Annotated in this window: 24 protein-coding genes; 2 read left to right on the top strand and 22 right to left on the bottom strand. The window is 70.7% G+C overall.

Going from position 1 to position 23,779, the window contains the following annotated elements; translation table 11 throughout:
- Positions 1–241: 241 nt before the first annotated feature.
- The 20 genes from Q9R08_RS11525 to Q9R08_RS11430 all read right to left on the bottom strand — a co-directional run bounded on the left by Q9R08_RS11525 (position 242) and on the right by Q9R08_RS11430 (position 20,631).
- Positions 242–754: a methylated-DNA--[protein]-cysteine S-methyltransferase gene (locus Q9R08_RS11525; RefSeq protein WP_308868157.1), complete on the bottom strand. Its 513-nt coding sequence runs from the start codon at positions 752–754 to the stop codon at positions 242–244.
- On the bottom strand, positions 751–2,445 hold the full coding sequence (locus tag Q9R08_RS11520; RefSeq protein ID WP_308868156.1) for a DNA-3-methyladenine glycosylase 2 family protein: 1,695 nt from the start codon (positions 2,443–2,445) through the stop codon (positions 751–753). The genes Q9R08_RS11525 and Q9R08_RS11520 overlap by 4 nt, the downstream gene beginning before the upstream one ends.
- A gap of 237 nt (positions 2,446–2,682) precedes the next feature.
- Positions 2,683–2,970, bottom strand: coding sequence for a WXG100 family type VII secretion target (locus Q9R08_RS11515; protein WP_308868145.1), 288 nt, complete (start codon positions 2,968–2,970; stop codon positions 2,683–2,685).
- A 103-nt stretch (positions 2,971–3,073) separates the two neighbouring features.
- Complete coding sequence (locus tag Q9R08_RS11510) at positions 3,074–3,850, bottom strand: hypothetical protein (RefSeq protein WP_308868155.1); 777 nt, start codon at positions 3,848–3,850, stop codon at positions 3,074–3,076.
- Positions 3,847–4,464 (bottom strand): hypothetical protein, encoded by a 618-nt coding sequence (locus Q9R08_RS11505; protein WP_308868154.1) that lies wholly within the window; start codon positions 4,462–4,464, stop codon positions 3,847–3,849. The genes Q9R08_RS11510 and Q9R08_RS11505 overlap by 4 nt, the downstream gene beginning before the upstream one ends.
- A gap of 1 nt (position 4,465) precedes the next feature.
- Positions 4,466–5,083, bottom strand: a complete 618-nt coding sequence (locus tag Q9R08_RS11500; protein WP_308868153.1) for a hypothetical protein — start codon at positions 5,081–5,083, stop codon at positions 4,466–4,468.
- Between the two features lie 60 nt (positions 5,084–5,143).
- Positions 5,144–6,352 carry a DUF308 domain-containing protein gene (locus tag Q9R08_RS11495; RefSeq protein WP_308868152.1) on the bottom strand — a complete coding sequence of 403 codons (1,209 nt, stop codon included), beginning with the start codon at positions 6,350–6,352 and terminating at the stop codon, positions 5,144–5,146.
- A 4-nt stretch (positions 6,353–6,356) separates the two neighbouring features.
- The gene (locus Q9R08_RS11490; protein ID WP_308868151.1) at positions 6,357–6,650 is read right to left on the bottom strand and encodes a hypothetical protein; all 294 of its coding nucleotides are present in this window, start codon (positions 6,648–6,650) and stop codon (positions 6,357–6,359) included.
- Positions 6,651–6,738: 88 nt separating this feature from the next.
- On the bottom strand, positions 6,739–7,026 hold the full coding sequence (locus Q9R08_RS11485; protein WP_308868145.1) for a WXG100 family type VII secretion target: 288 nt from the start codon (positions 7,024–7,026) through the stop codon (positions 6,739–6,741).
- A gap of 108 nt (positions 7,027–7,134) precedes the next feature.
- Positions 7,135–7,698 (bottom strand): hypothetical protein, encoded by a 564-nt coding sequence (locus Q9R08_RS11480; RefSeq protein WP_308868150.1) that lies wholly within the window; start codon positions 7,696–7,698, stop codon positions 7,135–7,137.
- Positions 7,689–8,258 carry a hypothetical protein gene (locus tag Q9R08_RS11475; protein ID WP_308868149.1) on the bottom strand — a complete coding sequence of 190 codons (570 nt, stop codon included), beginning with the start codon at positions 8,256–8,258 and terminating at the stop codon, positions 7,689–7,691. The genes Q9R08_RS11480 and Q9R08_RS11475 overlap by 10 nt, the downstream gene beginning before the upstream one ends.
- Positions 8,255–8,749: a hypothetical protein gene (locus Q9R08_RS11470; RefSeq protein WP_308868148.1), complete on the bottom strand. Its 495-nt coding sequence runs from the start codon at positions 8,747–8,749 to the stop codon at positions 8,255–8,257. The genes Q9R08_RS11475 and Q9R08_RS11470 overlap by 4 nt, the downstream gene beginning before the upstream one ends.
- 4 nt (positions 8,750–8,753) lie before the next feature.
- Positions 8,754–10,037 carry a hypothetical protein gene (locus Q9R08_RS11465; RefSeq protein WP_308868147.1) on the bottom strand — a complete coding sequence of 428 codons (1,284 nt, stop codon included), beginning with the start codon at positions 10,035–10,037 and terminating at the stop codon, positions 8,754–8,756.
- The gene (locus Q9R08_RS11460; protein WP_308868146.1) at positions 10,037–10,366 is read right to left on the bottom strand and encodes a hypothetical protein; all 330 of its coding nucleotides are present in this window, start codon (positions 10,364–10,366) and stop codon (positions 10,037–10,039) included. The genes Q9R08_RS11465 and Q9R08_RS11460 overlap by 1 nt, the downstream gene beginning before the upstream one ends.
- Before the next feature lie 81 nt (positions 10,367–10,447).
- Positions 10,448–10,735 (bottom strand): WXG100 family type VII secretion target, encoded by a 288-nt coding sequence (locus tag Q9R08_RS11455; protein ID WP_308868145.1) that lies wholly within the window; start codon positions 10,733–10,735, stop codon positions 10,448–10,450.
- Between the two features lie 107 nt (positions 10,736–10,842).
- A complete protein-coding gene (locus Q9R08_RS11450; RefSeq protein ID WP_308868144.1) occupies positions 10,843–15,372 on the bottom strand; it encodes an FtsK/SpoIIIE domain-containing protein in 4,530 nt (1,509 codons plus the stop codon).
- A gap of 21 nt (positions 15,373–15,393) precedes the next feature.
- Positions 15,394–16,782 (bottom strand): RDD family protein, encoded by a 1,389-nt coding sequence (locus Q9R08_RS11445; protein ID WP_308868143.1) that lies wholly within the window; start codon positions 16,780–16,782, stop codon positions 15,394–15,396.
- Between the two features lie 138 nt (positions 16,783–16,920).
- Positions 16,921–18,525 carry a bifunctional phosphoribosylaminoimidazolecarboxamide formyltransferase/IMP cyclohydrolase gene (gene purH, locus Q9R08_RS11440; protein WP_308868142.1) on the bottom strand — a complete coding sequence of 535 codons (1,605 nt, stop codon included), beginning with the start codon at positions 18,523–18,525 and terminating at the stop codon, positions 16,921–16,923.
- A 27-nt stretch (positions 18,526–18,552) separates the two neighbouring features.
- The gene (gene purN / locus Q9R08_RS11435) at positions 18,553–19,155 is read right to left on the bottom strand and encodes a phosphoribosylglycinamide formyltransferase (protein WP_308868141.1); all 603 of its coding nucleotides are present in this window, start codon (positions 19,153–19,155) and stop codon (positions 18,553–18,555) included.
- A 9-nt stretch (positions 19,156–19,164) separates the two neighbouring features.
- Positions 19,165–20,631, bottom strand: a complete 1,467-nt coding sequence (locus tag Q9R08_RS11430; RefSeq protein WP_308868140.1) for a cell division protein PerM — start codon at positions 20,629–20,631, stop codon at positions 19,165–19,167.
- A gap of 127 nt (positions 20,632–20,758) precedes the next feature.
- Between Q9R08_RS11430 and Q9R08_RS11425 the strand changes: the two genes are divergently transcribed.
- Positions 20,759–22,243: an NCS2 family permease gene (locus tag Q9R08_RS11425; protein WP_308868139.1), complete on the top strand. Its 1,485-nt coding sequence runs from the start codon at positions 20,759–20,761 to the stop codon at positions 22,241–22,243.
- 62 nt (positions 22,244–22,305) lie between these two features.
- Here Q9R08_RS11425 and Q9R08_RS11420 read toward each other — a convergent pair whose 3' ends face one another.
- Entirely contained in the window at positions 22,306–23,049 is a 744-nt protein-coding gene (locus Q9R08_RS11420) for a formylglycine-generating enzyme family protein (protein WP_308868138.1), read from the bottom strand.
- A complete protein-coding gene (locus tag Q9R08_RS11415; protein ID WP_308868136.1) occupies positions 23,046–23,486 on the bottom strand; it encodes a nitroreductase family deazaflavin-dependent oxidoreductase in 441 nt (146 codons plus the stop codon). Before Q9R08_RS11415 ends, Q9R08_RS11420 begins: the two co-directional genes overlap by 4 nt.
- Positions 23,487–23,544: 58 nt before the next feature.
- Between Q9R08_RS11415 and Q9R08_RS11410 the strand changes: the two genes are divergently transcribed.
- On the top strand, positions 23,545–23,778 hold the full coding sequence (locus Q9R08_RS11410) for a tautomerase family protein (protein WP_308868135.1): 234 nt from the start codon (positions 23,545–23,547) through the stop codon (positions 23,776–23,778).
- Position 23,779: the final 1 nt, after the last annotated feature.

Here is a 23,779-nt window from a genome sequence, read left to right as displayed (position 1 = left end):
TCCCGGGAACAGGCAGGAAGACAATCGGCTTCGTGGTGACGACGGCCTGAGACATGGCTTCCTCCTTGTTCGCGGGACATGGGCTGGGTGCCGCCGAAACGACACGCCAGCCCTCCAGCCTATACCTGAGAATTCCCTGGGCGCAACAAGCGCTTTCCGCCTCCCCGGAAATTCCTCGCGGGTCTCCACGGAGACGCCGCCCACCCCGGACCGTCCTGGGACGATCCGGGGTGGCTGGGTCTCACGCGATCAGCGCGGGAACCGCCGCCTCCCGGTCGAGCAGCCGCTGCTTGACCGGGAGTCCCCAGGCGAACCCGCCCAGGCTCCCGTCGGTGCGGAGCACGCGATGGCAGGGCACGAACAGTGCAGGGGCGTTGCGGGCGCAGATGGACGCCGCAGCACGCACAGCGCTCGGGGAGCCGAGCTCGGCCGCGAACTCGCTGTACGTCAGCGGGCGACCGGGGGCGATGCGGCGCAGCGCCGCCCAGCCGGCGAGCTGCATCGCGGTGCCGTGCTGCGCGACCTCGACGTCGTCGATGGCGGCGAGGTCGCCGTCGTAGTAGGCCGCCACGGCGGCTGCGGCATCCGTCTCGCCGGTCTCGACGGTCGAGGGGCGCACGCGCTCCGGCAGGCGGGCCAGGATCGCCGCAGGGTCTGCGGTCCAGCCGGAGGCGAGCACGCGCCCCGCGTCGTCGGCGAGGAGCGTGAAGGCGCCGTCGGGGGTCTCGAGGGTCTGGATGGTCGCGGTGGTCATGACATGCCTCCGGTGATCGATGCGGACGGAGTGGATGGGGCGGACGACTCGGATCGCGCCTCGCGGGGCGCGCGTTCGGCACGTGCTCTTGCGGGCGCCCTCGGCGGGACCGCGTTCCACAGGTGGGCGGTCAGGTAGCTGCGCCACGGCGCGGTGCGCGCAGCCCAGTCGTCGAGCGCGCGCGGCTCGGCGGGGAGCCCGAGAGCGGCGGCGCCCGCGCGGACGGCGACGTCGCCCGGCAGGAAGACGTCGGGGTCGGCGAGCACGCGCATGCGCACGTAGTCGGCCGTCCAGGGTCCGATGCCCGGCATCGCCAGCAAGGCCGCGCGCTGCTCGACGGCGTCGTCGCCCGGGGTGAGGGTGAGCGTTCCATCGGCGAGGGCGGCAGCGGCTCCCGTGATGGCACGGATGCGGGCGGCAGGCCCCCGCAGCACCTCTCCCCCGTGCTCGGCGATCGCGGACATCGTCGGGAACAGCCGGACCGACGCGGGCGCCCCCATCGAACCGGCATCCGTCGAGTCGGCTTCCGCTCCCCCACGTGCCGGCGGATGAGCCCGCGAGAGCATGCCCGCGAAAGCCGGCACCTCCTCGCCGAGCGCCGCGGTCAGCGCCGTGAGCGCCGTTCGTGCGGCGACGACGGTGATCTGCTGGCCCACCATGGCCCGGATGAGCATCTCATGCGGATCGGCAGCGCCGGGGACGCGTATGCCCGGCAGAGCCTCGACGAGCGGAGCGAGCTGCGGATGCCGCGCCAGCGCGTCGTCGACGGCGACCGGGTCGGCGTCGAGGTCGAACAGACGCCGGGCGCGCGTGACGAGGGTCGACAGATCCGCGAGGTTGGTCAGCGCCGCGCGCAGCCGCACACGGCCGAGGTCGTCGAGGCGGAGCTCGAACCACGCGGGACCGTGGGGAAGACGGAGCGTGCGGGCGAACGTCGAGGCGGTGGCCGCCTCTGTCCCCGGCACGGCGCGCGCGGCCATCCACGCGAACAGTCCCGCGGCATCGAGCGCGCCTCGATGCGGGAGCGCGAGGTCGATCATGACACCTGGGGCGCCCGATGCGGGTGCGGCCCCCTGCCGCTCGCCGGGCCGCGACAGCCGGCGCCGGGCGCGCAGCTCGAGCGGCGGCATGCCGAACACCTCGCGGATGGTGTCGTTGAACTGCCGCACGCTGGCGAACCCCGACGAGAAGGCGACGTCGGCGGCCGGCAGGTCGGTGCCCACGAGCAGCATGCGGGCCGTCTGCGCCCGGTGTGCGCGGCTGAGGGCCAGTGGTCCGGCGCCGAGCTCGGCGGTGAGGAGCCGCGTCAGATGCCGCGGGGAATAGCCCAGCCGGCGCGCGAGTCCGGGAACGCCCTCGCGCTCGACGACGCCGTCGGCGATGAGCCGCATGGCGCGCCCCGCGGTGTCGCCCCGGAGGTTCCACTGCGGTGAGCCCGGTGCCGCTTCGGGCAGACAGCGCTTGCACGCGCGGTAGCCGGCCTCGTGGGCGGCGGCGCTCGTCGGATAGAACGTGACGTTCGACGGCTTGGGGGTGCGCGCGGGGCAGCTCGGCCGGCAGTAGATGCCCGTGGAGCGCACCGCCGTGACGAACTGCCCGTCGAAGCGCGCGTCGCGCGAGTCGATGGCGCGATAGCGCTCGTCGAATGACATGGCGCCGAGATGTGCGCCGGGTGTCATGGTGAGGCTCATGCCCCTAGCCTGACACGCTCCCCCGACAGCCGCTCGCGGAAATCGGACACGGCTGTGCCGCGCGCCGAATCGTGCCTGTCCCCAGCGAAGTGCGAAGCCGGAGCGGATGCGGTGCTGAAGCGGAAGGCCCTCGGCGACCGCACGCCCGTCATCGCATTCCCTCCGAAACGGCCTGACCGGAGGCCGCTGCGCGCGGCGCTCCGGTCAGACTCTCGAGCTTTGTGACGTGAGCGGGGTTCAGCCGCCGGCGAGCTGCTGGTCGAGGTCCTGGATCGCGCGCATCATGCCCAGCAGCGACTCCGACATGTCGTTGATGCCGTCCACCGCACCCTTCAGACCCGTCGTCAGCTCCGTGTAACCCTCACCGAACTTGCCCGAAGCGTGCTGCGTCTTGAAGTCCTCACCCAGCAGCGTGTCCACCTGGCTCTTCAGCGAATCCAACTGGCCCTGGATGTCATCACGAGCCTGCGACAGCGACGACGCCACCTGCTCCATCTCCGCATACGAAGCACCGAAATCGGCCATCGTCAACTCCCTCACTCAGAATCCCGACCCACCCCGGGCCGACGACTCCACGCTAACCGGCATGACGCGATCAGCCCATGGGGACCATTCCCCATGCAGCGATTCAGGCCTGATCAGGGCGGTAGTAGGCGGAGCCCGCCTCCGGCGCGAGCGTGAGCGCCAGCCACCCCGGCGCGGTCGCACGCGCCTCTGCCCCGACGTCGGCGGGGATCTTGCCGCGCGCCACGAGCAGGTCGATCGCGGCATCCCGCTCGGCCATGATCCCGCTCAGCGTGGACGGCGGGATCTCCTTGATGCTCTGATCGACGTTGTCGTGGGGGTTCTGCGGGCCGTCCTTGATCGTCACGCCCCGCACGAGGATGGCCGCGTAGACCACCACGTCGGCCAGGATGACGACGAGCCAGACCCAAGTGCCGTCGCCGAGCAGCTCGCGCCCGGCAGTGATGGCGATGAGCGCCGTGAACAGGCCGGGCACGATGTGCATCAGCGTGGTCGTGCGGATCCCCGACTGTGAGACGGCGCGGGGATGACGGAAGCGCTGGTACTCGCTCCACGCCGTCGCGAGGAACGAGATGAGCGTGAGCACGCCGGCGAACGCGAGGGGGAAGTCGAACGCGCTCCCGCCGACGACCCACCGGAGCATGGCCGCCGCACCGACGAGCGGAGCGACCAGCAGGAACATGTACGCGAGGGACTGCAGGCAGCTTCCCGCACGGACGCCGCGATGCTCCGCGCGCACCGCCTCCTTCGGGGCCAGCACGACGAGGGCATGCTGCGCGTAGGGGGTCGTGACGAACGAGCGCAGCTCGAGCCGCCACCAGTCGACGGGACCCCACTCGTCGACCTCGTCGACGAGGCTCGTCAGCGTGCGATCGCTCACAGCGGCCAGTCCTCTCCCGCCCGCACCACGGCGGCATCGAGCGCTTCGACCCGCGTACGGTCCTCGGAGGGCAGGAAGCCCTCGAGGACCGAATCGTGCAGGATGCCGCCCGCGACGCCCTCCACGAAGGCCAGGCCATACGGAGCGACGGGGCCGAGCACGGCGCCGAGTGTGGCGTTCTGTCCGACGAAGAGCCAGCGGCGGAAGCCGTAATCGTGGTCGCCGTGACGCTCGAGCAGGGTGACGGAGATCCCGGCACCCAGCTGCGCCGACTCCACCACCTCGGTGGTCGGCGGCAGCAGCGCCGAGGCCGACCACAGGAAGGCGGCCTGCTCGGGCTCGGCCAGCGGCTCGGATGCCGCGAACACCGTGAACGGCGCCAGCACGCGGCCGTCCGCCCCCACGAGGAGCAGGTTGCGGTGGTCGTCTCCGGTCGCGCCGGCGATGTCGTTCAGGGCCGCGGTGATGCGCTCCGCCGTGGCGTCGTCGAATCCCTCGCGTGCGGCGTAGGCGTAGGCGGTCTCGCGCGCCCAGAGTGCGCGCTCGTCTTCGGAGCGCTCGACGTGCGGGACGGGGAGACTGCGCTCGGGGTCGTGTCGAAGGTTGATCTGCATGTCAGCGCGTGCTCCACGTGAAGGTGGCGACGTGATGGTCGAAGAGCGCGACCCACGCCAGCAGCACGGGGTCGTCCTCCGCCATGTCGGCGGCATGGGCGACGGTCGCCGTCCATTGCACGGCCTGGGTCCGCCGGGTGCCGGGAATCGGGATGAGGAAGTTGATGAGGAACGAGACGGCCGCGACGCCCTCGAGCATGACCGGGCGACGTTCGGTCCAGCGCACCATGCGGTGCCCTTCGCCGATCGCGATGCCGCCGCGGTTGCGGACCGCGTCCTCGACGACGGCGTCCAGCGGGATCTCGGGGGTGGACTTGCGCCGGAGCCCCACGAGACTGGCCGCCCCGAGGGCCCAGGACGGCGCCGTCTCGCCGGCCAGTGCGAATGCGAACGCGTCCTGGGCGCGGAGGCTGCGCATGGCATCCCCCACCTGGACGGCGAGGCCGGACGCGAGATCCGGTCGGCCGGCCTGTGCGAGACGCGTCCGCGCCGCGCCGAGCAGGTCCCGCTCGGTATCGGCGGTCACGTCGTACGACTGCCACCCCAGCGGCAGCAGCATCCGGTACTGCGGGACGGCAGGGGCGACCGTGCCCCTCAATTCAGCGCGCAGGTCACTCACCCGACAAGTCTCCCATCCCCGACTCCCCGGTCCGCGCCGTGCGATGCCGCACGGTGCGCGTCACGAGAACGGGTTCTGGTCGGGGTCGAACGAGCCGGAGAAGGAACCGGTGCTCGCGTCCTTGATCTGGCCGAGGATCTGGAACTGCGCCACCCAGACGGTGCCGACCGTGGCGAGCGCGTCGCGCCCGGTCGAGCCCATGCGTGCCCAGTCGTCGATGTTCTTGCCCGAGAACAGCGCCGCCGAGAAGTCAGCCGCCTTGTCGGCGAAGGTCGTGCCGCGCAGCGCGTTGAGACCCGACGCCCAGTCGTCGAAGGAGGCGGCGTTCATGCCGGTCAGCCGCAGGGCGTCGTCGCCGAAGGCCGTCCCGAGCGCGCGCCATCCGGATGCCGAGCCCAGGCCGCGGATCGTGCGGGCCGCGGGCCCGATGAACGGGATGACGCCGATCACGCCGAAGGCGACATCCCACCAGCTGCCGTCATCGAAGGCGAGCTTGCGGGTGAGCGCGACGGCGAGGGTCGCGACCGCCACGATGGCCGCGAGCGCCATGATGATGGGACCGCCCACCACGATGGCGAGGACGGCGAGGACGATTCCCGCCACCGCCAGGACGTTCGCCAGGAAGTCGAGCGCGCCCCGGAGATCGTCTTTCCAATCGTCCTCGATCTTGCCGCTGACGCCCTCGCGGATGTTCTTGGCGGCGGTGTCGAAGGCCTCGAACCAGCTGTCCCAGGCGGTGTCGTACTCCCCCGCCTTCTCGACCCAATCCGCATGCTTGGCGGTGGCCAGACCCCGCTTCTCGTCGGCGTTCGCCGAGGCGGTGTCGTACGCCGACTGCTCGTCCGCGTCCGCGTCGTCGTCGGGCTCGTTCGGCACCGCCCCCTCTGCGGTGTCGGCGGTGCGGCTGAGGTTGTAGTACTCCTCCCACAGATCCAGCAGATCCGCGACCAGCGGGTCGATGACGCCCTTCGACGTCTCGAGCTCCTTGCCGTACGTCAGGATGTGGGGTCCGACGGCGTCGTACAGCTCGGCCGCCTCGGACAGATCGCTGCTGACCTTGCCGCACAGCTCGCGGAGCTTCTCGATCGACTTCCCCTCCATGTCGGCGCCGTCATCGACGAGCCGGGAGATGAGGTTCCATGCGCTGGACATGTCGCTTGCGAGGTCGACGATCTGCTGGCCGCGCGTCTGGACGTCTCCGGCGTCGCCGCGCAGCTTCTCGATCAGGGTGCCTGCCGGCGTGTGCGACGGCATGTAAGGCGTGGTCATTCCGTCATCCGTTCTCTGACTTGCGTGCCGCGTCTTCGTCGAAGTCCTTGAAGGCGGCGATCACGCCGTCGAGGTGCTCGGCGACGCCCTTGCAGTTGTCCATGAGCCGCTTGCGACGGTCGTCCCAGCGGCCCTCGAAGTCGTGGGCCGCGTCCTTCAGATCGTCCTTGTCGTACGGCGTGTCGACAGCGTCCTCGAGATCCCGTCGCCTGCTGCCCGCGCTCTCGAACTCGTCGATGATGTGCTTGAGCTGCGTGCTCAGGTCGCCGAGATCGTCATAGCTGACCTTGACCCCCACCGTCACTCCTCAAATTGTCGTGCGCCGCCGTCACCGTCGCCGTGCGGCGGGCAGGCGCGAAGCCCGCCGCACCGGCGATGGAGATGGTTCAGCCGCCGGCGAGCTGCTGGTCGAGGTCCTGGATCGCGCGCATCATGCCCAGCAGCGACTCCGACATGTCGTTGATGCCGTCCACCGCACCCTTCAGACCCGTCGTCAGCTCCGTGTAACCCTCACCGAACTTGCCCGAAGCGTGCTGCGTCTTGAAGTCCTCACCCAGCAGCGTGTCCACCTGGCTCTTCAGCGAATCCAACTGGCCCTGGATGTCATCACGAGCCTGCGACAGCGACGACGCCACCTGCTCCATCTCCGCATACGAAGCACCGAAATCGGCCATCGTCAACTCCCTCACTCAGAATCCCGACCCACCCCGGGCCGACCACCCCACGCTAACGAAACCCCGCCTCACACCACGATGGGGACCATTCCCCATGCCCGAGTGGCGCTACGCGAAGCGGATCGAACAGAAGACCCGCTCGAGCTCCCCCTGCACGGCGTCGACGACGAGGGGGTTGTCGTGCAGCAGATCGAGCAGGAAGACGAAACCGTCGCGTACACCCAGATGCCGCAGCCCATACACCTCGGCCTGTTCCGCACCCGACACCACGACCGCGCTGATCGCGGAATCGAAGGCCGTCCTCTCCAGGGATCCCCAGGTCTGGACGACTCCCCCGACACCGGCACGCGCCAGCTGCACGAGATCCTCGGCGGTCGCGGCATCCGAATCGGTGATGTACAGATGCGCGACGATCGTCTCACCGCCGACGAACTCGGTGCGCCAGAACCGCTCCATCGCCCCGGGAAGGGGTCCCGACATGGCCTGCAGGTGGAGTGCGGTCGCTCGCAGCCGGTCACGCGCCTCGTCGTCGACACCGGTGTCGGCCAGCAGGCTGTCGGTGAGCACGGTGGCCCAATCGTCGGGCCGGGCGAACGTCCCCCACGGAAACCGCAGCGGCACGGGCAGCCACGTCGATTCGAGCGAGAGCGTGTACATCGGGGCTATCGCCATCGGAATGTCTCCATGATCGAGTCCACGAGCTCGGTCGCCCCCTCGACGAGGACCGGATCCGCGTCGTCGGCATACGGGATGCTGGCGAGGAAGACGAGTCCGCGCCGCCCGTCCGCACCCGGTAGGGCGAATCCGTAGCCGACGGCTCGGGTCGTGATCCCGGCGTTGTCGTCGCTGCCGATCGTCTCGGACTGCCAGCGCTGAATCGGGCCGATCGCGGTGTCGAACGTCTCGATGGCGGCCCGCGTGAGGCCGCCGAGGCCGTCGGCGAACGCAGCCCCAGACGGCGCGACATGCTGTCGCACGGCCAGTGAGATCGGCAGGTGAGCGAGTCCTTCGACTTCGCGATCCGGGAAATAGACGCTGTGAGTCCCCGTCTGCTCGAGTCGACGCCACTGCGCGTTCGCCAGCATCCGCAGCTTGACGTCGAGCTCAGGATCGCCGATCTGCTTCATCCGCGCCGACAGCTTCGCGAAGAACTGCTTGCGTCCGTCCTCGTCGACTCGGTAGCGAGACCAGCCCGGCGGGAGCAGCAGGCGAAAGCCCGAGAGCGCCGTCATCGGGCGGTGCTCTGGCGGTCCTCTGACCGCGTGCGCGCCACGGCGATGCCGACGAGCAGGATGATGAGGGCCACGCTGCTGACGACCGCTGCCTGCCACTGGTCGCCGAACGTGACATCGCCGGTACGAGTGCCGCCGTCGGGAGCGAGGAGCGCGAATCCGACGGCCGCGACGATCGAGGCGGCCGTCGGTCCGAGCAGCCCTCGCAGCCCCGGCACATCCGCCTCACGTGCGGTGGCGGCCAGGATGATGGCCAGCACGACCAGCACCGCTCCGAGAGCCACGAGCAGAACCGTGGGGACGACGAACAGCGGATACGCCCAGACGATCCCCCACTTCGGCTCCATCGTGGCGCTGACCTGCCCGCCCGAGAAGAACAGCGACCCCACGAGGAACACGATCAGGATCGCCGGGGGAAGGACGGCGACGACCGCGTACGCCACACGGGCGACGGACTGCACCGAGCGGGGCTTCGTGCGACTGGGGCTCACTGTCTCAGCCTATGCGCACGTCGCGAAGGCCCGGGATCTCGGGCTGCGCGTCCGCGAGCCCCAGCAGGTCCACGACGGAGAACCCGCTCCACGACACGATGTTCGCACCCTGCAGGAAACCTCCCGGCAGCGAGCCCGCGGTCGACGAGATGAACTGAGCCACCCCGGGGCTCGTCGCCCACGGCGTGCTGCGCATGGTGTTCAGGAACGATGTGATCTGCGCGGTCTCCGCACCGCCCAGGCGGAGTGCCGTCAGCGGGTTGGTGAACAGGCCAGGCTTCGGAAGCGCGAGCCAAGCCCTCGCCGGCGCGAAGAGCGACTGCAGCGGCGCTGCCCAGGTCGTGGGGCGCAAGAGCGAGAACTGCGGGAGGCTGCTGCGGATGGCGGCCGTGACGACGCCGCGGCCACCCTGGACCACTGTGCCGAGGGCGGGAACTCCACGCGAGAGGATCTTGCCGACGCCGAAGGGCAGGAGTCCGACCGCGCTCCAGGCGACATCGCTCAGGCTGGCCCGTCCGTAGGCGAATTTCAGGGCTGTGAGCAGGAACGACGCTGCGGCGAGAGCGAAGATGATGCCCGCGAGCAGGCCTGTCAGGGGCGCGCCGATGATGAGCGCGATCACACTCAGCACGACGAGGACGATCGCGATGACGTCCAGGACGTCGTCGATGAACTCCCAGAAGCCGTCGTTGTTGTCGGCACTCTCGATCGCGTTCTCGATGCCGTCGACGGCGTCGTCATACGCATCGGACCACGTGCCGAACACGTCCTCGAACTCCTCCCACAGCTCGTCGCGGAGCGCTTGAGCCGTGGTCAGTGCGTCCTGCGCGGAGTCCGCATCCGTTTCGGCGCGGTCGGCGGCACGGGTGAGTGCGTCGTCCTCCGCCCCGGACGCGGTCGTGAGGGCGAGTGTCTCGGCGTAGTCCGCTTCCGATTTCGCGACGAGCGCCGCCTGGTAGGCGTTCTCTGCGTCTTCGACATCGCTGAGGTTGGCACGCAGCCACGACTGCGCCGTCTCCAGCGCTTCGCCGTACGAGGCGAGGCTCTGGCCGGTTCCGCGGTATCGCACCGCCGCGTCGGAGAGGTCGGCGTGGCTCTCGTTGGCCATCTCGGCGAGCTTGTCGGTGCCCTTGCTCCTGTGAACCGACGAGTCACCGATCGCCTTGAGCTGGACGGAGGTGTTCTCCATCGTCGTCGCGAGCGTCTTCAGCTGCTGGGCGCGGGTGGAGATGTCCGTCGCATTGCCCTCCAGCTGCTCGAGGGCGTAGCCCTTGTTCGGCGAGCGCATCAGGTGGCCCTCGTCGAGGTGAGCTCAGTGGTCGTCGTCGACCCCTCGAGATCCCGTGCCGTCGTGGTGTCCCACTCATCCCAGCCGTCGATGATCGAGGTCAGCTGCTTCTTGATGTTCTCGAGGTTCTCCTTGAGCTTGCCGCGCTTGTCACGCCAGGCCACCTCGAAGTCGATCACCTGGTTCAGCAGATCCCCACGTCCGTCGGGGCGACCCACCGCGTCCTCGAGGTCGTCGTTCGTGTCGGACGCTGCCTCGAACTCCGATATCGACGACGCGAGCCCGGACTGGGCGGCCCTGAGCTGCTCGAGGTCCAGCATGATGTCCACGTTCGGCCTCCTCCGTGGGGTTGTGGGCAGGCTGAGGGAGCCGACGGCTTGCCGGCTCCCTCACGCGGGAACGATCGGGGTTCAGCCGCCGGCGAGCTGCTGGTCGAGGTCCTGGATCGCGCGCATCATGCCCAGCAGCGACTCCGACATGTCGTTGATGCCGTCCACCGCACCCTTCAGACCCGTCGTCAGCTCCGTGTAACCCTCACCGAACTTGCCCGAAGCGTGCTGCGTCTTGAAGTCCTCACCCAGCAGCGTGTCCACCTGGCTCTTCAGCGAATCCAACTGGCCCTGGATGTCATCACGAGCCTGCGACAGCGACGACGCCACCTGCTCCATCTCCGCATACGAAGCACCGAAATCGGCCATCGTCAACTCCCTCACTCAGAATCCCGACCCACCCCGGGCCGACCACTCCACGCTAACCGGCATGACGCGATCAGCCCATGGGGACCATTCCCCATGCAGCCCCCGGGTCATCGCTGGACCGCGGTCTGCGGCACCTCCAGCGTGGATCCCTCGACGAGCGGCATCTGCACCGTGACCGCGCGTCCCGACTGGACGAAGATGCCGCGGCCCTCGGGGAAGTCCGAGCGCTTGACCTTCGGGAACGGCACCTTGAAGATCGCGTCGCCGTCGAACGCGTCCGGACGCAGCACGATGCCCTTGCGGCCGCCCTTGAAGTCGCCGATGAGCCCGAACCCGCTGGCGATCTGGCTGACGTCGGCATCGCCGATCAGCAGGTGCTCGCTGCGGTTGACCGCCTGGAAGAGCGCCTTCAGCGGCCGCTCGGCCGGCGTATCGGCGAACTGCGGGACGTCCTCGATGACGATCAGCAGCCTCGCCTCGAGCGATTCGTCGCCGACCAGCTCGGCGAGCTCGGTCGCGAGGTCCTTCGCCTCGTCGGGAGTCGTCGCGCTGCGCATCCACGGCGCGAACTCCTTGAGCTGCGACCGGCGGCCGCCGAAGTGGAACAGCCGCACGCCCGGGTCGAAGCGCGTCATCGAGGTGATGAGCGCCTTCATCGCGTTCGTCTTGCCCGACAGCGGCGGTCCCGTCACCACGAAGGTGCCGATGGGATCGAAGTCGCGCGCCGCGAGGGTGTCCTCGGCGACGCCGAGCGCGGGGAAGTCGCCGATGCGATCCGGCATGGCGGTGGACTGCAGCCGCGTGGGGAGCGACCCGATCTCCTCCACCTCTCGGGCGCCTGCGGCACGCAGATCCTGCGCCCACTGAGTGAGCAGCTTGGTCTGCTCCGCCACGTTCGGCGTGCCGCCCAGCACGGCGATCTGCGTCTCGAAGCCGTCCACGATCGCGCGCCCCGGCGCCGATCGCTCGTCGAGGACGTCCTTCGGCGCGTTGAGCAGGGCGTAGGCGTTCTCGTCCGACAGTCGCAGCACGACCCGGCGCGACACGTTCGAGCTGATCGCGGTCGGGACCGACCCGGACCGGTCGGCGGTGGCGACGACGTGCACGCCGAGGGGGCGGCCTTCTCCGAGGATGCGCATGAACGCCTGGTAGAACGGCATCCGTGCGGTCGTGGACTCCCATTCCGCGCGGAACTGCGGCAGACCGTCCAGGAGCATGATGATGCGGGCCTCGTCGCGACCCGTCAGCTCGCGGTACTCGGCGATGCTCGACGCGTTGGCGGCGCTGAACCGCTTGCCCCGGTCGTCGAGGATGGCGCCCAGCGAGCGCATGATGCGCTGCACGCGCTCGGCGTCGTCCCCGGGGATGATCGAGCCGACGTGCGGCAGCACTTCGAGGCTCTTCAGCGCGCCGGCGCCGAAATCGAGACCGTACACGGCGACGTTCTCGGGCCGACGGCCCGTCGCCGCCGCGATCGCGACGGTGCGCAGCACCGTCGACTTGCCCGAACCGCTGGTGCCGTACACAAGGAGCGACCCGTCGCGGTCGGGCTCGAAGTACACCGGCTCCTGCAGCTGGCGCTCGGGGACGTCGCGCTTGCCGAGCAGGATGAACCCGGAGCGCCCGGCACGCAGCTGGCGGATGTCGACGGTGCTCTCGAGGTCGTCGAGCCACGGGCGGCGCGGCGCGGGGATGCGGGCCATGTCGGCGGCCGCCACGAGCGTCGCGACGATGCGCTTCTGGTCGTTGGGCCCGGGGTCGACGTCGTGCGAGTCGGACTCGCCGGAGTCGGGCAGCTCCCACCGTTGCACCGACCCGAACCGCAGCTGGGCGACGGCGACGTCCGCCGCGGGCGCCTGGTCGCTGCTCCATCCGCCGGCGTAGGCGGACTGGAACGAGACGAGGCGACCCGGTCCGGTCTTGGCGATTCCGCGACCGGGGATGCCCGGATCGAAGCGCGCCGCCACGGGATCGCCGACGACGTCCTTCGAGTCGGACTCGTCGGCCATGCGCAGGGCGACCCGCAGGTTGGTGTTGGCGCGCAGGTTGTCCTTGATCACGCCGGCGGGGCGCTGGGTGGCCATGATCAGGTGGATGCCGAGCGATCGGCCGCGCTGGGCGATGTCGACGACGCCGTCGACGAACTCCGGCACCTCCCCCGCGAGGGCGGCGAACTCGTCGATGACGAGCACGAGCGCCGGCGGGGTGTCGGGATCGCGCCGCTTCTCGAGCTCGAGGAGGTCCTTGGCCTTCTTGCGGTTGAAGAGGTGCTCGCGGTGGTGCAGCTCGGCGCGGAGGCTGGTCAGCGCGCGGCGGACGAGGTGCGGACTCAGGTCGGTCACGAGGCCGACGCAGTGCGGCAGATCGACGCAGTCGGCGAACGCTGAGCCGCCCTTGTAGTCGACGAACAGGAACGTGACCCGGTCGGGGCTGTGGGCCGCCGCCATGCCGAGCACCCACGCCTGCAGGAACTCCGACTTGCCGGCTCCGGTGGTGCCGCCCACGAGAGCGTGCGGGCCCTGGGTCCGCAGGTCGAGCGCCATCGCGTCGGTGGCGCCCTGGCCGACGATCGCGCGCAGCGTGCCCGCCTTCTTCAGTCGCGGGAGGACCGCGCCCGACCGATCCAGGATGGTGTTGTTCTCGCGCCAGCGCTCGATCGCGAAAGAGGGCTCCGAGGCCATCTCCGATCCGACGAGGGAGAGGAACATCACGGAGTTCGGGATGTCGGACGAGTCCTCGATCACGGTGCTGGAGTCCACCACCGGCGCGAGCCGCTTCGCGAGGACCGTCATCAGCTCGTTCGAGACGCCCTCCACCGCCGTGTCGGGATAGTCGACGCCGCTGCGGACGGTGCCGGCACGCGCCCGCTCGAGCCCGTTCGTGACATCGAGGAAGCTGCGGCACACGGCGGGCAGCGCGTCGACCATGGGGGCGACGAACAGTCCGTACACGCCGACGTCGGCGCCGCGCTCGAGCACCTGGGTCAGGCGGGCCCGGTCGACGGGCGCGTCCGCGGTGACGATGACGACGACCGCCGTCTGGCCGGGGAACGTTGCCTCCTCGGCGGCGCGGCGCACGTCCGTGCCGTAGCGCATCGGATCCCAGTCGTCGGCGAGGGGCGGTCGTGGCGACGACGCGGCCTTCGACCGCTGCATCACCAGTTCCTCCAGGCCCGACAGCAGCGCCGCGCCGGTCGACGCCGAGTCCGACAGCGGCATGTCGCGGAACGGGCTGCGCTCGCTGGAGGTGTGAGGCAGCCACTTCAGCCACTCGAGCTGCGTCGCCCAGCGGGGCTCGGTCAGCGCGATGGCGACGAGCTCGTTCGGAGAGTGCAGGCCGAACAGCTGCACGCACAGGCCGCGCAGCGCATCGGCGGCCTCACGGTCGCCGCCGGCGACGCCGATCACGCCCACGCTCTGCAGCGACTCGAGCACCGGGACGCCGTCGATGGCGCGGTAGCGGTCCCGCAGCCGGTCGACGCGGTCGACGAACTCCTGCAGGGCCTCGGGGGTCTCGGACCGCTTCACCGTCGTCCGCGACGGCGCCTCGGTGATGCCCAGCCGCACCGAGAGGAAGTTCCAGTGCTCGGGACGCCGTGTCCACAGCATCGGACCGAGCCGCATCGCCTCTTCGAACACCACCGCCACGGGCGGGGCCTCGGCGTTGCGGATCTCGCGCTCGCGCGGGCGCTCCCGGTAGAGCGTCTCTTCGAGCTCCTCGAACGTGCGCTCGAAGATCTCCGTCTCCTTGCGGGCGCGCTGGCCCACCTGGGTGCGCTGCGAGACGAAGTTGCCGAGCAGCATCAGCGGCGACATGATGACGACGATCAGCGACCGGGGGTTGCCGTTCATCGCGAACAGCGCCATGCCCAGGATGAGCGGTGCGACCAGCATCGGCCACGGGAACAGCCGCGTGACCGGGTCCTTCGGCATCCGAGGCTCGGGGAGCTCTTCCCCGATGTAGCGCGGCTCGACGCGCGGGCTGCGGTTGAACAGCAGCGATCCGCCGCGCTCGAGCACCGGGTCCTGCTCGACGGGGGCGAAGTCCTGGACCATGCGGACGACCACGTCGGTGTCGCCGAGCGAGAAGCGCTGCCCCGGGATGACGCGGAGGCGCTGGACCAGGCCGCCGTCGACCACGATGCCGTTGGCCGAGTTCAGGTCGACGAGCTCGACCGAGCCGCCGACCTCGATGCGGGCATGCACCTTGGAGATGAGCGGATCGTCGAGCACGATGTCGTTGCCGGCGGCCCGCCCGATGGTGAAGTGGCCGCGCGGCATGGGGAACTCGCGTCCGACGAGCGGGCCGCCGACGACCGAGAGGATGGCGGCGGGCGGGCCGCCGACCGCGCGGGACGCCACATAGTCCTCACCGAGGTTCACGATCGACGCGACGAAGCCCGAGCCGACCGCGGCATCGCTGATCAGCATGTCGGGCGCGAGCATGGTGAAGGTGGAGGAGGTGGGCGGTGCCACCTTGAGCGTCAGCACATCGCGCGGGGACGCCGACGTCTCGCGGGCCGGGTCGGTGTCGACGATGTGCCGGGCCACATCCTGCACCGTCGCCGTGGTGTCGGAGGTGACGACGATGTCGATCTGCTGCGCGTCTCGCCGCTGGAGTGTGAGTCTGAGTCTCATGCGTTGTCCTCGGGGTCTGCGTCAGCCGATGCGGATGAGGGCGCGCCGGTCGCCCAGCAGGAGGGTGTCGCCGCTGCGGACCGTGACCCCCTGCCCGGGCGGGAGGGAATGCTCCGCGCCGTCGCGGATCAGCGCGCTGCCGTTCGTCGACGCACGGTCGACGGCGATGATGGCGCCGCCCGTGCGCAGCAGCGCGAGGTGGGTCTTCGAGATCGACTTCGTGGGATCCTCGATCGGCACGAGGGTGAGTCCGTTGTCGCCCGGCGCGGGAGAGGGATCGCGTCCGATCAGGATGCCGGCGCCGGGAAGGGCGATGCGCGTGCCGGTGTCGAACTCCAGCACGACGGCCGGGGACGACGCATCGGCGACCGGGGGCGCGGCGACGGCCGGCGCGCCGGGGCGTGCCGGCGCGGCAGGACGGGACGCAACGGGCAGCGGCGGTCCGGCGGGCGGCGCCGCGTCCGGCAGCAGTCGCGGCGGCGTCCACGGGATGCCGGGGCCCGCCGGCGCCATCGACGAGGCGACGGAGGGATGGACCGGCTCGCGCGGCCCTGATGCCGGAGCGCCGGCCGGGTGGCCGGCGGGATCCACAGCCGCTCCGCCCGGTGCGACGACCGCGGCATCGGCGCCGCCCGGCGCGGCGCTCGCGGTGTACGTCTCTCCGCGGGGCGCACCGACGACTCCCCCGCTGCTGCGTGTCACGGGGATGTAGGCGCCCGAGCCGGGGGCCGCCGCGGAGGTCGCAAGGGACGGCAGCTCGCTGCGCTCGTCGGCGAGATCCGTCGCCGCCGTCTTGCGGGCGATCCGCATGCGCTTCACGTCGTAGGGGTTGAGGCCGTTCCGCACGTCCACGAACCAGGTGGCGCCCGCCATGTCGGCCCAGCCGCGGCCTCGGCGCTCCGGGTCGAACAGCGGGGAGCAGGCGATCACGAGGACGGGGCCGATGAGAGGGACGAGGAAGCTGGCCCCGAGCACCAGGTACCGCACGACCGCGCCGCGCCAGAATCCGGGCCGCTCGAGCGTGCGCACGTTGACCGAGCGGATGCCGGCCGCCGCCTTGCCCACCGTGGTGCCCTTGCGGCCGTGCAGGATCAGCTGCAGGACGACGAAGGCGGTCGTCAAGGCCGATGACGCGGCCGCGCACGCGATCACGATGCCGAGGTTGCCGGCATCCGTGAGCGCTGCGGCCGGATCGGCGGAGGCGGCGGCGTTGAGGAGAACCGGCAGCGAGACGAGCAGCAGCGGCAGCTGGAGCACCACGAGGATGCCGAGCTCGATCGACGTCGCCAGCACGCGCCGCCCGAAGGGCGCCATGCGCAGCCCGAGGGACGCGGCGTACTCCGGCCTCGGCCGACCGCGTCCGTCGAGGCCCTCGACGGCGTGTGTCGAGTCGTCGATCTCCCAAATCACCGGATCCTCCTGGCGAACGCTCCGCATCGACCCTATCCGGCCGACAGCGCCGCACCCGGCCGGAGTGGGGAGATGGGGAAATGGACCCATGCCGCCGCGCCGGCGGCGCCGTGCCCTGCCCGGGCGGCGGCGGCGGTCTCAGTGGAAGAAGTGGCGCTCTCCCGTGAAGAACATGGTGACGTTCGCCGCCTGGGCGGCGGCGATCACCTCGTCGTCGCGCACCGAGCCACCGGGCTGGATGATCGCCGAGATGCCGGCATCGAGGAGGATCTGCGGCCCGTCGGCGAAGGGGAAGAACGCGTCGGATGCCGCGACCGAACCGGCGGCCCGGTCACCGGCGCGCTCGACGGCGAGCCGGCAGGAGTCGACGCGGTTGACCTGGCCCATGCCGATGCCGACCGTCGCGGAGCCCTTGGCGAGGACGATCGCGTTGGACTTGACGGCGCGGCACGCCTTCCACGCGAAGATGAGGTTCGTCATGTCATCGTCGGCCGGACGCTCGCCCGACACGAGCTGCCAGTCCTTCGCGACCGACTCGATGTCGTCGGGGAACCGGTCGGCGTCCTGCAGCAGCAGGCCGCCCGAGACGAGGCGCACGTCCATGCGCTCCTGCTGCCAGTCCTGCGGGAGCTGCAGCAGTCGCAGGTTCTTCTTCGCCTTGAAGACCTCGAGCGCCTCGGGCTCGAACGAGGGCGCCACGATGACCTCGGTGAAGATGTCCTTGAGGTTCTCGGCCATCTTGAGGGTCACCGTGCCGTTGGCGGCGATGACGCCGCCGTAGGCCGACACCGGGTCGCACTCGTGGGCGCGCAGATGGGCGCTGGCGATCGGGTCGAGCGCGTTGGGCGCCGTGACGGCGATGCCGCAGGGGTTGGCGTGCTTGATGATCGCGACGGCGGGCTTGACCATGTCGAACGCGGCCCGGAGCGCGGCATCCGCGTCGACGTAGTTGTTGTACGACATCTCCTTGCCCTGCAGCTGGGTCGCCTGGGCGATGCCGTGGCCGCCGTTGCGCGTGTAGATCGCTGCGCGCTGGTGCGAGTTCTCGCCGTAGCGGAGGGTCGCGAGGCGCTCGGCCTTGATCGTGAGGTGCGCGGGCAGGTCCTCTTCGGTGAGCGTCCCCTCCGAGAACCAGGTGGCGACCGCGCGGTCGTACTCGGCGGTGTGCGCGAACGCCCGTGCGGCGAGTTCGCGGCGCTGCGCGAGGCTCGTGCCGCCGGCGCGGACCGCCTCGATCACGGCCGGGTACGACGAGGGCGAGACGACGATCGCGACGTTGGCGTAGTTCTTCGCCGACGCGCGCACCATGGCGGGGCCGCCGATGTCGATCTGCTCGACGACGTCGTCGCCCTGCGCGCCCGAGCGCACGGTCTCCACGAACGGATAGAGGTTCACGACGACCAGCTCGAAGGGCGCGATGTGGAGCTCGTCGAGCTGACGCTCGTGGTCCTCGAGGCGCAGATCCGCGAGGAGGCCGGCGTGCACGCTGGGGTGGAGCGTCTTGACGCGGCCGTCGAGCGACTCGGGGAACCCGGTGACGCTCGACACGTCGGTCACGGTGTGACCGGCCTCACGCAGCAGCGTGGCGGAACCGCCCGTCGACACGATCTCGACGCCCGCCGCGGCGAGCGCTTCGCCCAGGGCGAGCAGATCGGTCTTGTCGCTCACCGATACGAGGGCCCGGCGGACCGGGACGACGTCGCGGGTGCGATACAGGGCGGGGTCGTGGCTCGGTCCGGCCATGGCGGATCTCCTCGGTGGGGATAGGGGTCAGAGCTGGGCGCTCGCGGACACCGCCGCGAGGTCGAGGTCGCCGGTGGCGACGCGGCGCACCACGTCGATCAGCAGGCGGCGCTCGACGGGCTTGATGCGCTCGTGCAGGGCGTGCTCGTCGTCGCCGGGGAGCACGGGGACGCGCTCCTGCGCGAGGATCGGCCCCGAGTCGACCCCGTTGTCGACGATGATCACGCTCGCCCCCGTCTGCGCGACGTCCGCGGCGAGCGCGTCGCGCACGCCGTGCGCGCCGGGGAACTCCGGCAGGTACGCCGGGTGGGTGTTGATGATGCGCGGAGACCACGCGTCGACGAGGTCGGCGGGCAGCAGCCGCATGAGGCCGCTCAGCACGACGAGGTCGGGCCGCCAGACGTCGAGCTGGGCGCCGAGCTCGGCGCCCCACTCCTCACGGCTGGCGAACTGCGCGAACGGGACCATGAAGGTCGGGATGCCGTACTCCTCGGCGTGCGCGAACCCTTCGGCCTCGCGATCGGCGCCGACCACGACCACGCGGGCGGGGAACTCGGGCTCGGCCGCCGCGTCGAGCAGAGCGCGCAGGTTCGACCCTGTGCCCGAGATGAGGACGGCGACCGTGAGCACCCGATCAGCTTACTCGGAACCGTTCCTGTCGCCGGGCGGGCCCTGCCGGGGCAGGTCGATGGGCTCGGTCGTGGTCTCCGTGCCGGAGGGCGTCCGGCCCGGCGCGCGGCGAGGCGAGAGGAGCAGGATCGCCGCACCCAGCAGCACCTCGAGCCCGACGGCGAGCGCGACGGGACCGGGTTCGGGGCCGAGCTGCACGAGCCGTCCGGGCCCGAGTGAGCCCGAGGCGACGAAGGAGAGGAGTGCGGCGGCGCCTCCCGCGGCGATCGCGATGCCCGCGGTGACCACCAGGCGGGCGCCGATCGGATCCTCGGCCGCGCCGGCCTCCGGCTCCTCGCGCTCCGCGGCGCTCGCGCCGTGCGAGCTCGCGAGCAGACCGGTCAATGCGGCGGTCTTGGCCGCGTCCGTCCACGCGGACGCCGGGGCGGCCTGTGGCGTGCGTGCCGAGCGAGCGGCTGCACCGGGCGTGCGTGCTGCGCGCGTGCCGTCGCCCACGTGGAGAAGCCTCGAGCGTGCGATCCACCCCGCAAGGGCGCCGATCGCGACCGGCAGCAGCGCGAGCAGCAGCAGCCAGGACGTGGTGGAATCCGGCACGGCGCCGAGCACCGGCAACCCCGGAACGACTCCGACCTGCGTGCCGGCAGGAGAGACGGCGGTGCCCTCCCCCACCGTGAATCCGGGTCCGGCGACGAAGCTCAGACCCCACACGGCGAGCGTCGGGACGTAGGCGAGCTGCGCGATGGTGATCACCGCGGCACCGAGCGCGTCGACGTCGCCGGCCTGGAAGAGCGCCACGATCTGTCCGGCACGTGCGAACAGCGCCACGGCGGCGACCGCGGCGCCTACTCCGATGAGACCCACCACGACCACGGCGGAGCCGCGGGCGACGAGCGCCGGCACGTCGCCCCACCCGTGGGGCAGATCCTCCGCGCGATCCCGCAGCCGCGCGACCGCGCCGGATCCCGCCTCCGACCACTCGGTGACGACCGCCGCGACGAGCGCGGGCAGGGCGAACACGAGCGTCGGGATCAGGATCGCCTGCCAGGTCTCGACGTGCGCGACGTCGTTCGCGCCGGTGAGCGCGGCGCTCGTCGCCAGCGCGGCGAAGACGACGGTCGAGGTCAGGACGCCGGTGAGCCAGGCGTCCGCGTGCGAGGCGCGCGCGCCCGAGCGTGCCGCGAAGATCGCCGTGAACGATGCGAACGCCAGCGGCGCAAGGGACAGGACGAAGGATGCCGCATCGGTGTCGATTCCCGTGGCCGCCAGGTACTCGGGCGGCAGGGCGATGTGCAGCGGCACCAGGTTGCCGAACTGCCACACCGAGACGGCGGACGTCCACAGCACTCCCCAGTCCGCGCCTCCGCCGAACCCGAAGACCCAGAGGAGCGTGAGCGGAGCGAGGGTCGCGGCAAGGCCGACGGCGACCGCGATGGCGGCGTCGACGGTGGCAAGGAGGGCGACGATGAGGCGATGCATGCGCCATCGACCCTACTTCGAGGGGCGCGGGCGTCCCGGGTGCGTCCGCGCCGTGGTGCGGCATCCGTCCAGGGAATCCTCAGGTTCGGGCGCGAACGACTACCCTTTCAGGTCGGAGGTCCCATCCATGAGCACAGCACCGTCCGCGGCACCGAACACCCCCGCAGCGCCCGACGACGTCGAGACACCCGAGCCGAAGAACGGCTTCGACAGATTCTTCGAGATCACCCGTCGCGGCTCGACCATCGGCACCGAGGTCCGCGGCGGCGTGGTGACCTTCGTGACGATGGCGTACATCGTCATCCTGAACCCGATCATCCTCTCCAGTGGTGTCGACGTCGACGGCAACACCCTCGGCTTCACCCAGGTCGCCGCCACCACCGCCCTCACCGCGGGTGTGATGACGGTGCTGTTCGGTCTGGTCACGCGTCTGCCGTTCGCGTTCGCGGCGGGCCTGGGCATCAACTCGTTCCTCGCCGTGTCGGTCGTGGGCCAGGTGACCTGGCCGGAGGCGATGGGCCTCGTCGTCATCAACGGTCTGATCATCGTGCTGCTCGCAGCGACGGGCCTCAGGCGCATGATCTTCGACGCCGTCCCCATCCAGCTGAAGCTTGCCATCACGGTCGGCATCGGCCTCTTCATCGCATTCATCGGCTTCGTCGACGCCGGCTTCGTCACCTCGACCGGCGCCTCCTCTCCCCCGGTCGGCCTCGGCGTGAACGGGTCCGTCGCCACCGTGCCGACGCTGATCTTCGTCTTCACCCTGCTGCTCACCGGCATCCTGGTCGCCCGCAAGGTCAAGGGCGGCATCCTCATCGGCCTGGTCACCGGCACCGTGGTCGCGCTGATCGTCGAGGCCATCTGGAACATCGGCCCCAAGTTCGACGGCGACGAGGTCAACCCCGGCGGCTGGGGCCTCTCGGTGCCCGAGCTGCCGTCGTCGCTCGTCAGCGTGCCCGACCTGTCGCTGGTCGGCCAGGTCTCGTTCGGCTCGTTCGAACGCATCGGCGTGCTCGCCGCGCTGATGCTCGTCTTCACACTCGTGTTCACGAACTTCTTCGACGCGATGGGCACCATGACGGGCCTGTCGAAAGAGGCGGGCCTGGCGAACGAGAAGGGCGACTTCCCGCGCATCAAGTCGGCGCTCATCGTCGAGGGTGTCGGCGCGGTCGCGGGTGGATTCACGTCGAGCTCGTCGAACACGGTGTTCATCGAGTCCGGCGCGGGAATCGGCGAGGGTGCCCGCACCGGGTTCGCGAACGTCGTGACGGGTGCGCTGTTCCTCATCGCGATGTTCTTCACGCCGCTCGTCTCGATCGTCCCGACCGAGGTCGCGGCCTCCGCGCTGGTGATCGTCGGCGCGCTGATGATGTCGCAGATCCGCTTCATCGACTTCTCGGACTTCTCGATCCTGCTGCCCGTGTTCCTCGCGATCACCGTGATGCCGCTGACGTACTCGATCGCCAACGGCATCGGCGCGGGCTTCATCGCCTGGGTGGTGGTGCGCTCGCTGTCGGGCAAGGCGCGAGAGATCAGCCCGCTGCTGTGGATCGTCGCGGCCGGCTTCGTGCTGTACTTCGCCCGCGGACCCCTCGAGGCCGTGCTGGGCTGAGACATCGAAGGGGACGGATGCCGCGCGCGAGCGGCATCCGTCCCCTTCGGCGTCTCCGGGGGTCAGCGCAGCGGGGTCCAGCCGGGTGGCAGCGGCCCGTCGAAGGCCGCGCGCTCTGCGTCGGCCTGCGCCGACCAGCCCTGGGCGGCCTCCGTCCCGTCGAAGCCGCCGCGCGCGACGCGGAAGCCGACGTCGTCGTGGTGCATGCGCGGTGCGCCGCCGCGGCGGGTCGAGGCGCGCACGCTCCACGCGTCGTCGGCGAAGCCGCCGCCGCGGAACACCCGGTAATCGGCATACCGGGCGGGATCGAGCAGATCCCAGCACCACTCCCACACGTTGCCGAGCGTGTCGAACAGGCCGTTGAGATTCGGCAGCTTGCCGCCCACGTTCTGCGGGGCGGTCACGCCGTCAGCGCTCGTCCATGCGATCTCGGCCAGCGGCCCGTACTGCGGGCCGTTGGAGCCGGCGCGGCACGCGTGCTCCCACTCGGCCTCGGTGGGCAGGCGGAACCCGTCGGCATCGACGTGCCAGGTGACGTCCTCGCCGTCGAACGTGTACGCCGGGTCCAGCCCTTCCCACTCCGACGCCGCATTGCAGAACCGGATCGCACGCAGCCAGCTCACGTCGGTGGCCGGGCGTCGCGGATGCGGGCCCGGCTCGCCCAGCAGCTCGGTGAGCTGCTCCTGCGTGACCGCGTAGACCCCGATCTCGAACGGCTCGAGGTCGACGCTCCAGCGCCCCTTCCGGCGGGCGTCGTGGAGGGTCACCGTGCCGCCCGCGATGCGGGCGAGCTCGATGTCGGTCACCCGTCGAGCGGCTCGAGGACGAAGATCGCGATCTGGCGATCGGTGCGCTTCTGGTAGTTGTCGTAGTCGGGCCAGACGGCCGTCGCCCGCGCCCACCATTCGACGCGCTCGTCGCCCGACAGCTCGCGCGCCGTGTAGTCGCGGCGGACGTCGCCGTCCTGCAGCTCGACGTGAGGCTGGCGCCGCATGTTCTCGGCCCACCTGGGCTCATCGGGTGCGCCGCCCTTCGACGCGACGACGGCGTAGCGGCCGTTGTGCTCGACCCGCATGAGCGCGGTCTTGCGGAGGGCCCCGCTCTTCGCGCCGACCGTCGTCAGCACGATGATCGGCACACCCCGCAGCGTGTTCGCCTTCTCGCCGTTCGACGCCTCGTAGGCCTCGGCCTGCTTGCGGGCCCAGTCGGACGTGGACGGCTTGTACTCTCCGGTCAGCGGCATGGCACCAGCGTAAAGCCGCCGCGATGAGCTTCGGGTCGTAGGGCCCTATCGTCGAGGTATGCCGAACATGAGAGTCGAACTCCTTCCCGGGCGCACCGTCGACCAGCGCCGCCGCTTCGCCGAACTGGTGACCGACGCCGCCGTCGAGGCGCTCGGCGCCCGCCGGCAGGATGTGCGCATCATGTTCGAGGAGGTCGCTGCCGACTTCGTCGCGAACGGCGGCGTGCTCGCCAGCGAAGACGCCGACCGCGCCGGCCAGGTGTCGCGCTTCGGCGGCACCCCCGCCGACTGAC

This window comes from Microbacterium psychrotolerans (genome assembly GCF_031085295.1).
GTDB classification, from domain to species: Bacteria; Actinomycetota; Actinomycetes; order Actinomycetales; family Microbacteriaceae; genus Microbacterium; species Microbacterium psychrotolerans.
The sequence above is the reverse complement of the archived record's forward strand: the minus strand, read 5'-3'. Positions and strand labels throughout refer to the sequence as shown.